17 protein-coding genes are annotated in these 16,420 nt (G+C 74.8%); 10 read left to right on the forward strand and 7 right to left on the reverse strand.

All coding sequences use genetic code 11. The features are described 5' to 3' along the window. The first annotated feature begins 132 nt into the window (after positions 1-132). Positions 133-1,410, forward strand: a complete 1,278-nt coding sequence (locus tag AB0M03_RS22820; RefSeq protein WP_363493680.1) for an MFS transporter — start codon at positions 133-135, stop codon at positions 1,408-1,410. Between the two features lie 66 nt (positions 1,411-1,476). Here the strand turns inward: AB0M03_RS22820 and AB0M03_RS22825 are convergent, their stop codons facing one another. Continuing rightward, positions 1,477-1,749 (reverse strand): DUF1876 domain-containing protein, encoded by a 273-nt coding sequence (locus AB0M03_RS22825; protein ID WP_363493681.1) that lies wholly within the window; start codon positions 1,747-1,749, stop codon positions 1,477-1,479. Positions 1,750-1,911: 162 nt separating this feature from the next. On the opposite strand from AB0M03_RS22825, the gene AB0M03_RS22830 reads away from it, so the two are divergent. Then, positions 1,912-2,430, forward strand: coding sequence for a DUF1990 domain-containing protein (locus AB0M03_RS22830; protein WP_363493682.1), 519 nt, complete (start codon positions 1,912-1,914; stop codon positions 2,428-2,430). 121 nt (positions 2,431-2,551) lie between these two features. Beyond that, entirely contained in the window at positions 2,552-4,177 is a 1,626-nt protein-coding gene (locus AB0M03_RS22835) for an FAD-dependent monooxygenase (protein WP_363493684.1), read from the forward strand. A gap of 90 nt (positions 4,178-4,267) precedes the next feature. On the opposite strand, the gene AB0M03_RS22840 is transcribed toward AB0M03_RS22835, so the two are convergent. From AB0M03_RS22840 to AB0M03_RS22850, 3 genes are all read right to left on the reverse strand, one after another. After that, a complete protein-coding gene (locus tag AB0M03_RS22840) occupies positions 4,268-4,945 on the reverse strand; it encodes a zf-HC2 domain-containing protein (protein ID WP_363493686.1) in 678 nt (225 codons plus the stop codon). Then, on the reverse strand, positions 4,942-5,538 hold the full coding sequence (locus AB0M03_RS22845) for a sigma-70 family RNA polymerase sigma factor (protein WP_363493688.1): 597 nt from the start codon (positions 5,536-5,538) through the stop codon (positions 4,942-4,944). The genes AB0M03_RS22840 and AB0M03_RS22845 overlap by 4 nt, the downstream gene beginning before the upstream one ends. Positions 5,539-5,739: 201 nt before the next feature. Continuing rightward, the gene (locus AB0M03_RS22850; RefSeq protein WP_363493690.1) at positions 5,740-6,321 is read right to left on the reverse strand and encodes a hypothetical protein; all 582 of its coding nucleotides are present in this window, start codon (positions 6,319-6,321) and stop codon (positions 5,740-5,742) included. A 174-nt stretch (positions 6,322-6,495) separates the two neighbouring features. Here AB0M03_RS22850 and trxA point away from each other — a divergent pair, with 174 nt between their 5' ends. Beyond that, the gene (trxA, locus tag AB0M03_RS22855; RefSeq protein WP_363493692.1) at positions 6,496-6,891 is read left to right on the forward strand and encodes a thioredoxin; all 396 of its coding nucleotides are present in this window, start codon (positions 6,496-6,498) and stop codon (positions 6,889-6,891) included. 154 nt (positions 6,892-7,045) lie between these two features. Here trxA and AB0M03_RS22860 read toward each other — a convergent pair whose 3' ends face one another. Continuing rightward, positions 7,046-7,660, reverse strand: coding sequence for a TetR/AcrR family transcriptional regulator C-terminal domain-containing protein (locus AB0M03_RS22860; RefSeq protein ID WP_363493694.1), 615 nt, complete (start codon positions 7,658-7,660; stop codon positions 7,046-7,048). Between the two features lie 142 nt (positions 7,661-7,802). Here AB0M03_RS22860 and AB0M03_RS22865 point away from each other — a divergent pair, with 142 nt between their 5' ends. The 4 genes from AB0M03_RS22865 to AB0M03_RS22880 all read left to right on the forward strand — a co-directional run bounded on the left by AB0M03_RS22865 (position 7,803) and on the right by AB0M03_RS22880 (position 12,602). Next, on the forward strand, positions 7,803-9,365 hold the full coding sequence (locus AB0M03_RS22865) for an APC family permease (protein WP_363493696.1): 1,563 nt from the start codon (positions 7,803-7,805) through the stop codon (positions 9,363-9,365). Between the two features lie 99 nt (positions 9,366-9,464). Then, positions 9,465-10,871 (forward strand): NAD(P)/FAD-dependent oxidoreductase, encoded by a 1,407-nt coding sequence (locus tag AB0M03_RS22870; RefSeq protein WP_363493698.1) that lies wholly within the window; start codon positions 9,465-9,467, stop codon positions 10,869-10,871. A gap of 168 nt (positions 10,872-11,039) precedes the next feature. Continuing rightward, positions 11,040-12,128: a sialidase family protein gene (locus AB0M03_RS22875; protein WP_363493700.1), complete on the forward strand. Its 1,089-nt coding sequence runs from the start codon at positions 11,040-11,042 to the stop codon at positions 12,126-12,128. Positions 12,129-12,179: 51 nt separating this feature from the next. Beyond that, positions 12,180-12,602: a TOBE domain-containing protein gene (locus AB0M03_RS22880; protein ID WP_363493702.1), complete on the forward strand. Its 423-nt coding sequence runs from the start codon at positions 12,180-12,182 to the stop codon at positions 12,600-12,602. A 21-nt stretch (positions 12,603-12,623) separates the two neighbouring features. Here the strand turns inward: AB0M03_RS22880 and AB0M03_RS22885 are convergent, their stop codons facing one another. Next, complete coding sequence (locus AB0M03_RS22885) at positions 12,624-13,100, reverse strand: MarR family transcriptional regulator (RefSeq protein WP_363493704.1); 477 nt, start codon at positions 13,098-13,100, stop codon at positions 12,624-12,626. Between the two features lie 106 nt (positions 13,101-13,206). On the opposite strand from AB0M03_RS22885, the gene AB0M03_RS22890 reads away from it, so the two are divergent. Continuing rightward, complete coding sequence (locus tag AB0M03_RS22890; protein WP_363493706.1) at positions 13,207-13,989, forward strand: class III extradiol ring-cleavage dioxygenase; 783 nt, start codon at positions 13,207-13,209, stop codon at positions 13,987-13,989. 21 nt (positions 13,990-14,010) lie between these two features. Here the strand turns inward: AB0M03_RS22890 and AB0M03_RS22895 are convergent, their stop codons facing one another. Further along, positions 14,011-14,655, reverse strand: a complete 645-nt coding sequence (locus AB0M03_RS22895) for an NAD(P)H-binding protein (RefSeq protein ID WP_363493708.1) — start codon at positions 14,653-14,655, stop codon at positions 14,011-14,013. Positions 14,656-14,880: 225 nt separating this feature from the next. Here AB0M03_RS22895 and AB0M03_RS22900 point away from each other — a divergent pair, with 225 nt between their 5' ends. Beyond that, positions 14,881-16,413, forward strand: a complete 1,533-nt coding sequence (locus AB0M03_RS22900; RefSeq protein ID WP_363493710.1) for an AMP-binding protein — start codon at positions 14,881-14,883, stop codon at positions 16,411-16,413. Positions 16,414-16,420: the final 7 nt, after the last annotated feature.

A 16,420-nucleotide genomic window follows, 5' to 3' on the forward strand; every position in this document is an offset into this window, starting at 1 on the left:
GTGCAGTCGCGAGGGTGTCTGTCTCGGTCGTCACAAACTGAGGTTGGACACCCTCGCGCTGTCCGCGCAGCTATCCCTTGGAATCAGTCGTCTAGGGTTCGGCCCGGAGACCGTCGCCGGGGAGGGAGCGCCATGCCGCACCGAGGACTGCTGCCGCCCCCGGGCCCGGCCCGCGGGCTGGCGGGCGCCCAGCTGACCAATGCGCTCGGCGACGGTGCGTACCTGGTCTGCTCGGCGCTGTACTTCACCCGGGTCGTCGGGCTGTCGGCGACCCAGATCGGCCTCGGGCTGACGCTCGGCTGGGCGGCCGGCGCCGTCGTGGGCGTGCCGCTCGGGCACCTCGCCGACCGACGCGGGCCGCGCGGCGTGGCGGTGCTGCTGGCCGTCGCCACCTCCGCGGCGGTGGGCGTCCTGCTGGCGGCCGGCTCGTTCGGGGTGTTCCTGGCGGGTGCGCTGCTGTACGGCTGCGCGCAGAGCGGCCTGTCCGCCGCCCGCCAGGCGCTGCTGGCCGGGCTGGTGGAGCCGGACCGGCGGACGGAGGTCCGCGCCTACCTGCAGTCGACGGTCAACGCGGGCCTCGCGGTGGGCGCGGCGATGGGCGGCGCGGCCCTGCACCTGGACACCCCGGCCGCGTACCGGGCGGTGCTGGCGGTGGACGCGCTGAGCTTCCTCGCCGCGGCGGTGCTGCTGTCGCGGCTGCCGTCGGTGGCACCGGCGGCCGTGGTGGCGGGCGAGCCTCGGCTGGCCGTGCTGCGCGACCGGCCGTACGCCCTGCTGGCGCTGCTGAACACCGTGATGCTGCTCTACATGCCGCTGCTGTCGCTGATCGTGCCGCTGTGGATCGTCGGGCGGACGGCGGCACCGGACTGGCTGACGGCCGCACTGCTGGTGCTGAACACGCTGACCGTGGTGGTCTGCCAGGTACGGGTGGCGCGCGGGGTGGACGGGCTCGCCTCGGCCGCCCGGTACGTCCGGTGGGCCGGGGTGCTGCTGCTGGCGTGCTGTGCCGCGTTCGCGGCGTCCTCGTCGGGCACCTCCCCGTGGACGGCGGCGGCCGTGCTGCTGCTGGCGGCGGCGCTGCAGGTGGCCGGGGAGATGATGCTGGCCGCCGGCTCCTGGGAGATCGGCTTCGGGCTGGCCCCGGCCGACCGGCAGGGCCAGTACCAGGGCTTCTACGGCACCGGGACGGCGGTGGCGCGGATGGTCGGGCCGGTGCTGCTCACCTCGCTGGTGCTGGGCGGCGGCACGGCGGGCTGGCTGGTCCTGGGCGGGCTGTTCGCCCTGGCGGGCGCGGCGACCGGGCCCGCGGTGCGGCTGGCGGAGCGTTCCCGGCCGTCCGCGGGTGCGGCGGCCGGGAACGAGGGTGCACCCGCGGCAGGACCCGGACCGGCGGTCGGCGCCGCCGGGTAGCACCGGGCAGCGCCGCGGCGGCCCGGCCGGGGTGCGGCGCCCCGGCCGGGCCGCGGGTGCCGGGGGCTACATCAGCGGGCGGTCGGAGGCTGCGGCGCCCTCCTTCAGTTCGCCGTGGGCTTTGGTGAGCAACTGCATGGCCAGGTCGTTGAGCGCCCGCGCGCCGGCGACCTCCTCGCCCACCCTGGGCTGCGGACTGTCGGCGTGGTGCCGGGTGCTGAAGCCGTGCGAGCGCACCTCGGTGCCGTCGGAGAGCCGGACGAGCGCGACCGCCTTCGTCCGGTCGCCCTCCTCCTGGAACTCCAACTCGATGTGCCATCCGACGAGTGTGTGCATCATGGCGGACACCTCCTGGGGTTTCCCCTCCAGCGTGCGCCGCGGCCCGGAACCCCGCCAACACGACCCGGGCGGCGCGGCCTCCCTCCCCTCCGGTGTGCGCCCGGCCGGGCCGGGCACCGGCTATCTTGAACGCGTTCAGTTCGACTTCAGGAGGCCCCGCGCATGAGCTTCACCTACCCGGAGGTCGGGGCAACCGCAGGCACCGGCCAGCTCCCGGCCGGCTACCACTACCTGCACCACCGCACCACGGTCGGCCGCGGGCCGGAAGACTTCGCGGTGGCGGGGCAGGCGGTCACCACCTGGCTGATGCACCGGGCGGCCGGGGTCCGGATCACCGCCGATGCGCCGAAGGCTGCCGCCGGTGTCCGAGTGACCTGCACGATCGGGGTCGGCTCGGTGCGGGTCACCGCGCCCTGCGAGGTCGTCTGGGCCGTCGACGAGCCCCGCCGCGCGGGCTTCGCCTACGGCACCCTGGCCGGCCACCCGGAGTGCGGCGAGGAGTCGTTCGTCGTCGAGCTCGCCGCGGACGGCACCGTCCGGTTCACCGTCACCGCCTTCAGCCGGCCCGGCACCCTCCTCACCCGCCTCGCCGGCCCGCTGGTCCCGCTCCTCCAGCGGCTCTACGCCCGGCACTGCGGCCGCACCCTGCGCAGGATCACGGCCCGCAGCCCCGCACCCTGAACGAGCCGAGTGCCGTTCGAAGGCAGCTCCTGTGCACACCCGCCCGCCGCGAGTGGCAGCGGACGCCGCGGGATGCGCACGCTGGGAGGCGGAGCACGCCCGCGGCAGAGGGAGTCGGGCCATGGTGGACACGGACGTACTGGTGGTCGGGGCCGGGCCGGTCGGGCTCACGGCCGCCGCGGAGCTGCGGCGGCACGGCGCCGACTGCCGGATCGTCGACCGGCTGGCCTTACCGCACCGCTACGCCAAGGCCGTCGGCGTCCAGCCCCGCACCCTGGAGATCTGGGACACCATGGGCCTGGCCCGGCAGGCGCTCGCCGCCGCCGTACCGCTGCGCGGCCAGCTGAGCTGGATCGACGGCCTGGAGCAGCCGCGGATCGAGCTACGGCTGCCGCCCGACGTGCCGTACGGCTTCGCCGCGCTGCCGCAGTACACCACCGAGGACCTGCTCACCGGGCACCTGGAGGGGTACGGCACCCGGGTGGAGCGCGGCTGCGAGCTGCTCTCCTTCGAGCAGGACGCCGACGGGGTCGACGCCGTGCTGCAGACGCCGGCCGGGACGGAACGCGTCCGCTGCCGCTACCTGGTGGGCTGCGACGGCGCCCACAGCCGGGTGCGCAAGGGCCTCGGGCTGGGCTTCGGGGGCGGCGCCTTCACCGAGTCGTACATGCTCGGCGACGTGGAGCTCGACTGGGACGTGCCCGAGGGGTACGCGGTGCGGGCGGTGCGGCACCTCCCGGACGGCGCGCCCGACGACGCGCTGGTGGCGATCCCGCTGCCCGGACGGGGCCGCTACCGGGTGACGGCGGTCGCCGCCCCCGAGCTGGTGCGGGACGCGAGCGGCCCGGACGGGATCGCGCACGGCCTCGACGCCGGCGGGCTGCCCGGCGTGGAACACCTCCAGGCCGTCGTCGACCGGCTGTCGCCGCGGCCGGCGACCGTCTCGGCCCTGCGCTGGTCCTCGGTGTTCCGGATCAGCCACCGGCTGGCCGACCGCTACCGGGCGGGACGGGTGTTCGTCGCCGGGGACGCGGCGCACATCCACCCGCCGACCGGCGCCCAGGGCATGAACACCGGTATCCAGGACGCGTACAACCTGGCCTGGAAACTCGCCCTGGTGCTGCGCGGCGCCGCCGGGGACGCCCTCCTCGACAGCTACCACGCCGAACGGCACCCGATCGGCGAGGAGGTCGTCGGCCGCACCGTCCGGCACGCCAGGCAGGGCATCGGCTCGGACGGCCGCAGCACGGAGGGCGTGCTGCGCCGCGAGGCCCAACTACTGGTCGGCTACCCGGACAGCCCGCTGCTCGGCCCGGACGCGGCGGACGGCGCCGCGGGCCTCCCCGTCCGGCCCGGCGACCGGGCGCCGGACTGCCGCGGTCTCGTCCAGGCCCTCGTGGCCTTCCCCCAGCGGCTCTTCGACCTGCTCCGCAGCCCCGACCACACCCTGCTGCTGTACCTGGGCCCCGACGCGGCCGACGGCCTGCCGGCCGCCTGCGCCGAGGCCGCCCGCGAGGCGGCCCGCGGCGAACTCGACGTGTACGCCGTGCTGGCCCCCGGCAGCGCCGCGGACGGGCTCGCCGTCCCGGCCGTGCGCGACGGCCTGGACGAGTTCCGCACCGCGTACGGGGCCCGCGACTCCGAGGCCTTCCTGGTGCGCCCGGACGGCTACCTCGCCGGCCGCGTCCACCCGGCCGACCCGGCCGGGATCACCGCCCTGCTGCACCGCACCTTCGCCCCGGCCTGACCGCCCCGGCCCAGCGTGCTCACCCGCACGGCCGCCCCGGCCGGGGCGCGGTACCGGTCGGGGCGGAGCAGGGGGTCGGACGAGGAGGCGTCAGGCGCTCTTCGCGGGAACGGAGACCAGCAACTGGTTGCCGTCGAGGGTGCGGACCTCGAAGTGGTCGATGTCGCCCGGGGCGAGGGCCGCACCGCCGGTGGTCTGCAGTGCCTCGGTGCCGTAGCCGGTGGCAGGCACCGCCCAGGTGGTGACCGTCTGCCGCTCGCCGGTCCGGGAGACCGCGACCAGGTCGCAGTTCTTCGGCCCGGTCACGTTGGACAGCGACAGGCTGATGCTGCTGCCCCACTTCTTCGGCTCGACGCCGACGTGCGCGGAGACACCGGTGGCCGGATCGGTGGCGGCGAACTGCGCGACCGCGGCCGGCGGCGGCGTGTGGTCGTCACCGCCGGTCGCAGCCAGGGTGGCCAGCGGGCCGCCGACCACCAGCACCGCCGCGGCGGCGACCAGCGCCAGTCGGCGCACGCGGCTGCGCCTCCGGGTCGCGGAGACCTCGCCGACCAGCCGGTCCAGCAGTTGTGGGGACGGCGGCGCGGCCACCGGCCCGGCATCGGCGAGTTCCGCCAGCAGCGGTGCCACGCCGGAGAGTTCGTCGATCTCGGCGGCGCACACCGCGCAGCCGGCGAGGTGCACCTCGAAGCGCTCGAGGTCCTCCGGGTCGAGGACACCGAGGATGTACGCGCCGACGTCGACGTGCTGCCCGTGGTGCGACGTCACGATGTCACTCCTCGCTCCTCCAGCGCGATCTTCAGGGCGCGCAGCCCGTAGAAGATGCGCGACCTGACCGTACCCGCGGGAATACCGAGTTCCGCGGCGGCCTCGTTGACGGTACGTCCCTTGAGATACGTCTCGACGATGACCTCGCGGTGCGCGTCGGTCAGGTCGTCCAGCGCGTCGGAGATGGTCATCAGCCGCAGTGCCTTCTCGAGTTCGTCCTCGGCGGGCAGCAGCTCCAGCGGCGCGGGGTCGACCTCCCGCGGGCGGGCCATGCTGCTGCGGTGGCCGTCGATCACGATCCGTCTGGCCACCGTCACCAGCCACGGGCGCAGGGAGCCGGTGGCGGTGTCGTCCAGGCGGTGGATGTTGCGCCAGGCGCGGACCAGCGTCTCCTGCACCACGTCCTCGGCCCGCTGCCGGTCGCCGCCCACCAGGCGCAGCACGAAGCCGAACAGCGGGCCCGCGTGGTCCCGGTACAGGGCACGCATCAGTTCCTCGTCCGGCGCCGCGGCCGGGCCGCCGTCGGACGGCGGACCTCCGGCGCCCGCCCTCCGACGGTACGGATGCTCGGTCACGGCGCCATCCTTGCGCACGCGCACCTCCAGGTCGAGACGTTGCCCCGGGTCGGGACGGATCGGGACGGGTCGGAGGGGCGGCGCCCCGGAAGATCCGGGGACGCCGCGGCCCTCGAGGCCCTCAAGTCGGGGACGGTTCCTGTCGATAACGGTGGTGGGTGCGGCGCGGGCGCCCGCGCCGCACCCGCCCCCCGACCGGGCCCGCAGTGCCGTCGGGTGTCAGTAGCCGTAGCCGCCGGTGGCGGGCGAGGCGGCGGCCGCCGCCTTGGCACCGGTCGGGGTGACGGCCCACCAGATACCGCCGACGCCCTGGCCCTTGGTGTCGCCGGGCTTGGTGTCGGGGGTGTAGCGGTAGAGCGGCCAGCCGTTCAGGGTGACCTGCTTGCTCCCGTCGGCACGGGTGACGGTGGAGACCAGCTTGGCGTCGATGCCCTTGAGCTGCGGGTTGTCGCTCGCCATCACGGGCGGCCAGAGCTTGGCGCACTCTCCGTTGCAGTTGGAGACCGGCGGCTTGGCGGTGTCCTTGTCGAAGCGGTAGAGCGTGTAGCCGCTGCCGTCGGTGACGATGGTGCCGAGCGTCGAGGAGGTCGCGGTCTGCAGCCCCGTACCGCCGCCGGCGGGCGCCGGGGAGGTCGGGGACTGCTCCGACGGGCTGTTCGGCGCGGCGGGCGAGCTCGCGGCCGGGGCGGTGGTCCCGCCCGCGTTGTTGCTGCCGTAGCCGTCGGATTCGCAGGCGGTGACCAGGGCGATCACGGCGGCGGCGGAGGCGGCGAGCAGGGCGGTACGGCGGATGTCGGGCATGGCTGATTCCCCCACGGTGTGAGTCCGGTGTGTCCGGGCGCTCTCCCCGCGCCCGCACCGGTGAATACGGCTGCGGCGCCGGATCGACTCAACGCGGAGGAAAAATCTTCGGAATACCTCGGCGGCGGACCGGGTTGACGCCACCGGAACACTTCCGAAGGGCAGGTAGGGCAGATGAGCACGGTCGAGCTGACCACGGAGAACTTCGACGCGATCGTTCCCGGTCCGGAGGGCAAGGACTTCGTTCTGATCGACTTCTGGGCGGCCTGGTGCGGCCCGTGCCGGATGTTCGGCCCGATCTTCGAGAAGGCCGCCGAGCGGCACCCCGACCTCGTCTTCGCGAAGGTCGACACCGAGGCCCAGCAGGAGCTGGCGGCGGCGTTCGACGTGCAGTCGATCCCGACGCTGGCGATCATCCGCGAGGGCGTGCTGGTCTTCGCGCAGCCCGGCGCGCTGCCCGAGCCCGCGCTGGAGGACCTGATCGCCCAGGCCCGGAAGCTCGACATGGCCGAGGTGCACGAGAAGGTGGCGAAGGCCCGCGCCGAGGCGGAGGCCGCGGCGCGGTCCTGAGCACGCGATCACGTAGTGCAGCGGCGCCCCCGGGTCGGTGACCCGGGGGCGCCGCTGCACTACGGGGCGCAGACGCGCTTCACGACAGCACGGGCAAGCCGCGATCCCATAAGGCGGCACACATCCGAATTGCACAGTTCCCCGTGCCCGCCCCTCATGGGCGCCCGAGGCCGTTCAGGAGGAGCCGGAGGGCGAGGTCGAAGCCTCGGTCGTCGAGTCCGGGGCCGCGGGCGGCGGAGGCGGTGAGGGCGTCGGCGAGTGCGGGGTGGCGGGGGCGGTAGTCGGCGGCGTCGCGGGTGAAGCCGGCGGTGAACGTCTCCAGGGCCGAGCCGAGGACGAGGTAGTCCAGGGCGGCGGCGGCCTCGGCGGCGTCGGCGGGGTCGAGGCCCGCCCGGGCGAGGGCGGCGAGCAGGGCGTCGTAGGTGAGCAGCTGGCGGTCGGCCTCGACGCGGCGGCGGGCGAGCAGCGCGATGGTGTTGGGGTGGCGCAGGAAGACGGCCCGGTAGCCGTGGGCGTAGCGGGCGAGGCCGCGGCGCCAGTCGGGATCGTCGAGCGGGGCGAGGTCGATCTCGGCGTTGACCAGTTCGGCGAGGTCGTCGAGGAGGTCGTCCTTGCCGGAGACGTGGTTGTAGAGCGAGGCGGCCTTGACGCCGAGGCGGTCGGCGAGGGCGCGCATGGTGAGGCCGTCGGGGCCGGTGGCGTCGACGACGTCCAGGGCGGCCCGTGCGATGACCGCCCTGCTGAGCAGCGGCCTGGTCGGTCGCCCCACGTGTCCCGTCCTCTGTTCGCGCGTCCCGGTCGAGCGGCCACGTTACAGCCTGGTGTCGGTCCCTTCCGCTACCGGCCGGTTCGGGCTACGGTCCCTAACTAACTAAGTTAGTTTTCGGCTCGGCAACGGTAAGGCGGACCGCATGACGACCACTCCCCCACGACCGCACAGACCCGGCAGCCCCGGCAGCACGGACGGCCCCGGCGGACCCGGCACCCCCGGCCCCTCGGACGCCGAACGGCTCGAGGCCCTCGGCTACCGGCAGGAGCTGCGGCGCAGCCTCGGGGTCCTCGGCAACATCTCCATGGGCTTCGCCGTCGTCTCCCCCGTCGTCGGCCTGTACGCCGTCGCCCAGGTCGGCATCGGCGTGGCCGGCGGCGCCTGGGTGTGGGCGCTGCCGGTCTGCCTGCTCGGCCAGCTGCTGGTGGTCTGCGTGTACTCCGAGCTCGCCTCGCAGTGGCCGCTGGCGGGCGGCGCCTACCAGTGGAGCCGGCGCCTCGCCGGGCCGTCGTTCGCCTGGCTGACCGGCTGGCTGTGGCAGTTCGCGGTGATGTTCGCCAACACCACGGTCGCCTACCTGGCGGCGCCCTGGTTCTTCGCGCTGTTCGGCGCGACCCCGACCCCGGCGCAGCTGGTGCTGACCGCGTTCGGCTTCATGCTGTTCTGCACCCTGGTCAACGCGTACGGGATCAACCTGCTGCGCCGGTTCGTCTCGCTGGGGATCGCGGCGGAGGCCGTCGCCTCGGTGCTGGTGGGCCTGGCCCTGCTGCTGTTCTTCCGCAAGCACGGGCTCGGGCTGCTCACCGACACGCTGGGTGCCCCGGCGGCCACCGGCACGGGCCCGCTGCTCTCCTTCCTGGCGGTGGTCGCCGTCGGCGGCTGGGCGTTCATCGGCTTCGACGCCTGCGTCTCCACCGCGGAGGAGACCAAGGACGCGGCCCGCCAGGTGCCGCGGGCGATGCGCTGGTCGCTGCTCGGCGTCGGCCTGGTGGTGATCCTCAATGCCGTCGCCGTGCCGCTGGCCCACCCGGACCCTGCGGCGGTGGTCGCCGGCACCGACCTCGACCCGGTCACCACCGCGGTCACCGCCGGCTTCGGCGACTGGTCGGCGAAGCCCTTCGTGCTGGTGGTGCTGATCAGCTTCACCGCCTGTCTGATGGCCTCGCAGGGCGGCGCCGCCCGCGGTCTGTACTCGCTCGCCCGCGACGGGGTGTTCCCGTTCTCCGCGCAGGTGCGGAAGGTCAACCGGCACGGAGCGCCGATCGGCGGCCTGGTCGCCGCCACCCTGGTCAGCAGTGCGGCGCTGCCGCTGGGCCTGGAGTCCACCGCGATCGGCTCGCTGATCGCCTTCGGCACCGCGGCCACCTTCCTCCCCTTCTTCCTGCTCACCGCGGTCGCCCTGGCCGCCCGGCTGCGCGGCACCTGGCGCCCTGCGGGCGAGGTCTCGTACGGCCGCTGGGGCACGCCGCTGAATGTGCTCGCGGTGCTGTGGACGGGCCTGGAGGTGGTCAACATCTGCTGGCCGCGCGCCCTGCTGGCACCGCCCGGCGCCCCCTGGTACCAGGTGTGGGCGGCGCTGCTCGGCACCGGCGCGGTCACCCTGGCCGGGCTCGGCTACCTCCTGGTGCGGCGCCCGCAGCGGCTGATGCGGGGGCCGGGTCAGGACCGGCAGGAGCAGGACGGGCTCGCGAAGGCGGTGATCTGAGGACACGGCGGTCCGAGGGCGCGGCGAACCGGCGCCGTGCGCCGGCAGGGGGCAGGATGAGCCCGGGCCGGACGGCGGCGAGCGGAAGCGAGGGCACACGTGGCGCAGACGGACGAGTACGACGTGGTGGTGGTCGGCGGGGGCTCGACCGGCGAGAACCTGGCCGACCGGACGGCCGCGGCCGGCCTGCGCACCGTGCTGGTGGAGAGCCGGCTGGTCGGCGGCGAGTGCTCGTACTGGGCGTGCATGCCCAGCAAGGCGCTGCTGCGCCCGCACTCGGCGGCCGCCCACGCGCGGGCGATGGCCGGGGTGTCGGTCGGCGACGGCCTGGACGCGGCCGCGGTGCTGGCCCGCCGGGACGCCTTCGCCGACCACTGGAACGACGACGACCAGGTGGCGTGGCTGGACGGCGCCGGCATCGACCTGGTGCGCGGCCACGGCCGACTGGTCGGCGAGCGAGCCGTGCAGGTCGACGGCGGGCGCGTCCTGACGGCCCGCCATGCGGTGGCGCTGTGCACCGGCAGCTCGCCCGCCCTGCCCGAGGTGCCGGGGCTCGCCGAGGCCGACCCGTGGACGAGCCGGGAGGCCACCTCCGCGCAGGACGTCCCGCGGCGGCTGGCGGTGGTCGGCGGCGGCGTGGTCGCGGTGGAGATGGCGGCGGCCTGGCGGTCCCTCGGCAGCGAGGTGGTGCTGCTGGCCCGCGGCAGGCTGCTCGGCCGGATGGAGCCCTTCGCCGGCGAGCTGGTCGCGGACGGGCTGGAGGCCGCCGGCGTCCGGGTGCGGCACGCCGAGGTCGTCGCCGTGCGGCGGGACGGCGGGGTGGTGCTCACCCTCGCCGACGGGTCCGAGATCGAGACCGACCAGGTGCTGTACGCCACCGGGCGCCGCCCCAACACCGGCGACCTGGGGCTGGAGCGCATCGGTCTGGAGCCCGGCTCCTGGCCGGCCGTCGACGACAGCTGCACGGTCGACGGGGTGCCCGGCGACTGGCTGTACGCGGCGGGCGACCTGAACCGGCGGGCGCTGCTGACCCACCAGGGCAAGTACCAGGCGCGGATCGCCGGGGCCGCGATCGCCGCGCGGGCCCGCGGCGAGCGGCTCGACACCGCCCGCTGGGGCACGCACAGCGCGAGTGCGGACACCGCGGGGGCGCCGCAGGCCGTCTTCACCGAGCCGGAGGCCGCCTCCGTCGGCCTCACCCTGGCCGCCGCCGAGGAGGCCGGGCTGCGGGTCCGCGCCGTCGACCACGACCTCGGCGCGGTCGCCGGGGCGAGGCTGTACGCGGACGGGTACCGCGGGCGTGCCCGGCTGGTCGTCGACCTCGACCGGGAGGTGGTGGTCGGGGCGACCTTCGTCGGCCCGGCCGTCGCCGAACTGCTGCACTCGGCGACCGTCGCCGTGGTCGGCGAGGTGCCGGTCTCCCGGCTCTGGCACGCGGTGCCCGCCTACCCGACGGTGAGCGAGGTGTGGCTGCGGCTGCTGGAGGCCTGGCGCGACGGGAAGTGACCGGGAGCGCCCCTCCCGGGGACCGCCGTGCACCTGTCGCGCACTCGGGGCGGGGTCCGCCCGTCCCGGCGACGGCGCCGGCCGGCCGCCCGGCGCGGTGACGTGCACCCGCACCGGGCCCGGAGGAGACTGGCGCGGGGGCCGCGATCGTTCACCGGATGGTGCTGCATGACCGAGGTGCTGTTGGCCGTCGGGACTCGGAAGGGCCTGTTCCTGGGCCGGAGTTCCGACCGCGAGAAGTGGGAGTTCACCGGCCCGCACTTCGCGATGAACGCCGTCTACTCGCTGGCGGTCGACCGCCGCGACGGCGCCGTACGGCTGCTGGTGGGCGCGGACTCCAGCCACTGGGGGCCCTCCGTGTGGTGGTCCGACGACCTCGGTGCGAGCTGGCAGGAGCCGGTTCGGCCCGCGGTGCGCTTCCCCGAGGACACCGGCACCTCGCTGGAGCGGGTCTGGCAGCTGCAGCCGGCCGGCGACGAGGCGCCGGGCGTGGTGTACGCCGGGACGCAGCCGGCCGCGCTGTTCCGCTCCACCGACCGGGGCGAGACCTTCGAACTCGTCCGGGCGCTCTGGGACCACCCGCAGCGCCCCGAGTGGAACGCCGGCTTCGGCGGCCAGGGCATGCACACCGTGCTCCCCGACCCGCGCGACGCGCAGGCCGTGACGGTCGCCGTCTCCACCGGCGGCGTCTACCGCACCGAGGACGGCGGGGAGAGCTGGTCGCCCGCCAACCACGGCATCCGGGCCGAGTTCCTGCCCGACCAGTACCCGGAGTTCGGGCAGTGCGTGCACAAGGTCGCCCGGGACGCCGGCGACCCGGACCGCCTCTACCTGCAGAACCACGGCGGCGTGTACCGCAGCGACGACGGCGGCGCCGGCTGGACGGACATCGGCGGCGACCTCCCCGCGGTCTTCGGCTTCGGCCTGGCCACCCACCCCCGCACCGGCGGCACCGCCTACCTCTTCCCGCTCGACGCGGACTACGCCCGCCTCCCGGTCGGCCACCGCTGCCGGATCTTCCGCACCCGGGACGCCGGCGGGACCTGGCAGCCGCTCTCGGACGGCCTGCCGGGCGAACCCCACTACGGGGTGGTGCTGCGGGACGCCCTGTGCACCGACGACGCCGACCCGGCCGGCGTGTACTTCGGCAACCGCAACGGCGAGGTCTACGGCAGCGCGGACGAGGGCGACCACTGGTCGCTGATCACCTCTCACCTGCCGGACGTGCTCTGCGTCCGCGCCGCAGCCGTCGGTTGACGTCCCGTCCGTTTCGCACAGCCCGCCCCTGTCTGCGCAAGGAAGAAGTCCGTGAGCCTCAGCATCCGCAACCGCATCCCCGGCACCGTCGTCGGTGTCACCACCGGCGCCGTGATGGCCACCGTGCGCGTGGCCGTGTCGGAGGGCGTGGAGCTCACCGCCGCCGTCACCACCGAGGCCGTCCGCGACCTCGGCCTGGAGACCGGCAGTGCGGTGCACGCCCTGGTCAAGGCCACCGAGGTCGCCCTGGCCACCGGTCCGATCAGCGGGCTGAGCATCCGCAACCGGCTGCCCGGCACGGTCACCGAGGTCACCGTCGGCCCCGCCATGGCGGGCGTGCGGATCAGCGCCGAGGGCGGGGTGGAGCTGACCGCGGCCATCACCGCGGACGCCGCCGACGAACTGCGCCTGACCGCCGGCACGCCCGTCATCGCGCTGATCAAGGCCACCGAGGTCGCGCTCGACGCCGTCTGATCCGCCGGTCCGGCCGAAAGGTCAGTCGCCGGGCCGGTCGCCGCGGCAGCGGAGGCGGTTCGCCACGGTGCCGAGGCTGTCGGCGAGCGCGGTCAGCTGGGCGGGGGTGAGGACGTCGATCAGGGCCTCGCGGACGGCGGCGACATGGCCGGGCGCCGCGGCGCGCAGCGCCTCCCAGCCCTGGTCGGTGATCTCGGCGAAGACGCCGCGCACGTCGCTGGGGCAGGAGCGCCGGGAGACCAGGCCGCTGCGCTCCAGCTGGCCGACCTGGTAGGTGAGGCCGCTCTTGGAGGTGAGCAGCCGGTCGGCCAGGTCGGTCATCCGCAGGGAGCCGTCGGGGGCGGCGGAGAGCTGGACGAGGATCTCGTACTGGGTGTGCGAGAGGCCGGCGTCCTCCTTGAGCTGGCGCTCCAGGTGGCGGGCGACCAGGTTGGTGGCGGCGACGAAGCCGCGCCAGGCGGCCATCTCGTTCTCGTTCAGCCAACGGGGTTCGTCCATGGGTCGATCCTACCGCGGTTGTTCAAATTTGAATGAGGGTGTACCGTCGACACCAGGTGGTTAAAATTTGAACCACCGGTGAGACCCGCCACGGAGGACGACCACCATGAGCACCGCAGCCCCCGAGCGCATGCCCGCCCTCTACCTCTCGCACGGCGCCCCGCCGCTGGCCGACGACCCGGTCTGGCCCGGCCAGCTCGCCGCCTGGTCCGCCGACCTGCCCCGGCCCACCGCGATCCTCATGGTCTCCGCCCACTGGGAGGAGGCCCCGCTCGCGCTGGGCGCCACCACCACCGTGCCGCTGGTCCACGACTTCTGGGGCTTCCCCGAGCACTACTACCGGGTGCAGTACGCGGCGCCGGGCGCGCCCGCCCTCGCCGACGGCGTCCGCAAGCTGCTGCGCACCGCAGGCATGCCCGTGCAGGACATCCCGGACCGCGGGCTGGACCACGGCGCGTACGTGCCGCTGGTCGAGATGTACCCCGACGCCGACATCCCCGTCCTGCAGGTCTCGCTGCCCACCCTGGACCCGCAGCGGCTGATGGAGATCGGCCGCAGGCTCGCCCCGCTCCGCGACGAGGGCGTGCTGATCGTCGGCAGCGGCTTCTTCACCCACAACCTGCGGGCGCTGAGCACCGACGGCCGGGTGTCCTCGGTGATGGCCGAGTTCGACGACTGGGGCCGCCGCGCCCTGGAGGCGAAGGACGTCGACGCGCTGCTCGACTTCGAGCACAAGGCCCCGGCCGGCCGCTTCGCCCACCCCCGCACCGAGCACTTCGCCCCGCTGTTCGTCACCCTCGGCGCCGGTGAGGCCGACCTGGGCGCCCAGCGCAGCGTGATCGACGGCTTCTGGATGGGGCTCGCCAAGCGCTCCGTCCAACTCGGCTGACCGGAGCCGCACCGCGGGTCCTCAGTGGGCGCAGGTGAAGCGCTCGCCGATGTGCGCGGGCTGCTCGATCTCGTCCACCACGGCCACCGCGAAGTCCGGGATGCTGATGGCGCTGCGGCCCTCGGCGTCGACCAGCAGCCGGTCGGTGTCCGTCCGGTAGCTGCCGGTGCGCTCGCCGGGGAGGAGGTCCGCGGCGGGGCTGAGCACCGTCCAGTACAGATCGGCGACGGTGCGCAGGTAGGCGAGCGCCTCGCCGTGCGCGTGCATCATCTGCTGCACGTCGGCGGGCAGGCCCGGGGTGTCCCAGACGCAGACGCCGGGCGCGGTCTCCAGGCTGCCCGCGCCGCCGACGACGATCAGCCGCGGGGCGGCCGAGCCCAGCGCCCGCAGGCCTGCGACCAGGGCCCGGGCGGCCGGTTCGATCAGCCGGCGGGCGCCCGGACCGTCCCCGCCGCCGACCGCGCTCACCAGCACGTCGTGCCCCTCGGCGATCCGGGCGACGTCCTCGGCGTGCAGCACGTCGCCGCGGGCGACCTCCGGGCTGAGCCCCTGGTAGCGGGCGGGATCGCGGACCGCCGCGGTCACCCGGTGGCCGCGTGACAGCGCCTCGGTGGCGATGCACCGGCCGATCGACCCGTTGGCACCGAAGACCGCGATCCTCGCCATGGTGTGCCCGCCTCTCCGTACGCCGCCGCTCCCACCCCCAGCATCGGTCCACGTCCGCCGCCAGGACGTGCGACGCGCGGCGCCGCAGCGGCTCCTGGAGATCGTCTCCCAGAGGCACTCGGGTGGTCGCCCCTGGTGGGGGACCCGTGGCCGGGGTACTCCGTTCCGGTCAACACCCCCGATCGGGGGTGTCCGGACGGCGGCGGGGGCGGGCACAGTGACCCCATGCAGACACCACTCTCCGTCATGGACTTCCTCGACCGCGCCGAGCTGGTCTACGGCGACCGGGTCGGGATCGTCGACGAGCCGTCCCAGCCGGCCGCCTCCTGGGGCGAGGTGAGCTACCGCAGGATGGCCGAACTGGCCCGTGCCCAGGCGGCCGGCCTCGACCGGCTGGGCGTCGGCCCCGGCGAGCGGGTGGCCGTCGTCTCGCAGAACTCGGCCCGCCTGCTGACCTCCTTCTACGGGGTGAGCGGCTTCGGCCGGGTGCTGGTCCCGGTCAACTTCCGGCTGAAGGCCGAGGAGGTCGCGTACATCGTCGAGCAGAGCGGCGCCTCGGTGCTGCTGACCGACCCCGAGGTGGCGGACGCGCTGGCCGGGGTGCCCGCCCGGCACAGGTTCGTGCTCGGTGAGGAGAGCGACCGCGAGCTGTACGCCTTCGACCGCGAGCCGGTGCGGCACCCGCTCGCCGAGTCGGACACCGCCACCATCAACTACACCAGCGGAACGACCGCCCGTCCCAAGGGAGTCCGGCTCACCCACCGCAACCTGTGGCTGAACGCCGCGCTGATGGGCCTGCACTTCGGCGTCTGTGACCGGGACGTCTACCTGCACACGCTGCCGATGTTCCACGCCAACGGCTGGGGCATGCCGTACGTGCTCACCGGGCTCGGCGGGCAGCACGTCGTGCTGCGCAAGGTGGACGGCGCCGAGATCCTGCGCCGGGTCGAGCAGCACGGGGTGACCCTGCTGTGCGGCGCACCGGCCGTGGTCGCCGCCGTGCTCTCCGCCGCGGAGACCTGGGACGGGCCCGTCCCCGGCCGGGACCGGGTGCGGATGGTGGTGGCCGGCGCACCGCCGCCCACCTCCGTGGTGCAGCGCGTCGAGGCCGAGCTCGGCTGGGAGTTCATGCAGCTCTACGGGCTGACCGAGACCTCCCCGGTGCTCACCGTCAACCGCACCCGCGCCGAGTGGGACGTCCTGTCGCCCGCCGAGCGGGCGGAGAAGCTGGTGCAGGCCGGAGCGCCCGCGCTCGGCTCCACCGTGCGGGTGGACGAGGAGGGCGAGGTGCTGGTCCGCTCCAACACCGTGCTGGACGGCTACTGGGAGCGCCCGGACGAGACCGCGGCCGCCCTGCAGGACGGCTGGTTCCACACCGGTGACGGCGGCACCCTCACCGACGGCTACCTCACCGTCTCCGACCGCAAGAAGGACGTCATCATCACCGGCGGCGAGAACGTCTCCTCGATCGAGGTCGAGGACTGCCTGTACGGCCACCCCGCGGTCGCCGAGGTCGCGGTGATCGGCGTTCCCGACGAGAAGTGGGGCGAGACCATCAAGGCGCTGGTGGTGCTCCGGGACGGCTCGAAGGCCGAGGAGGCCGAGCTGATCGCGCACTGCAAGCAGCGGCTGGCCGGCTACAAGGCGCCGACCTCGGTGGAGTTCCGCACCGAGCTCACCCGGACGGCCACCGGCAAGCTGCAGAAGTTCCGGCTGCGCGAGCCGTACTGGGCGGGGCGGGAGCGCAAGGTCAACTGACCGCCGG

This window comes from Kitasatospora sp. NPDC051914 (assembly GCF_040680995.1).
GTDB lineage: Bacteria > Actinomycetota > Actinomycetes > Streptomycetales > Streptomycetaceae > Kitasatospora.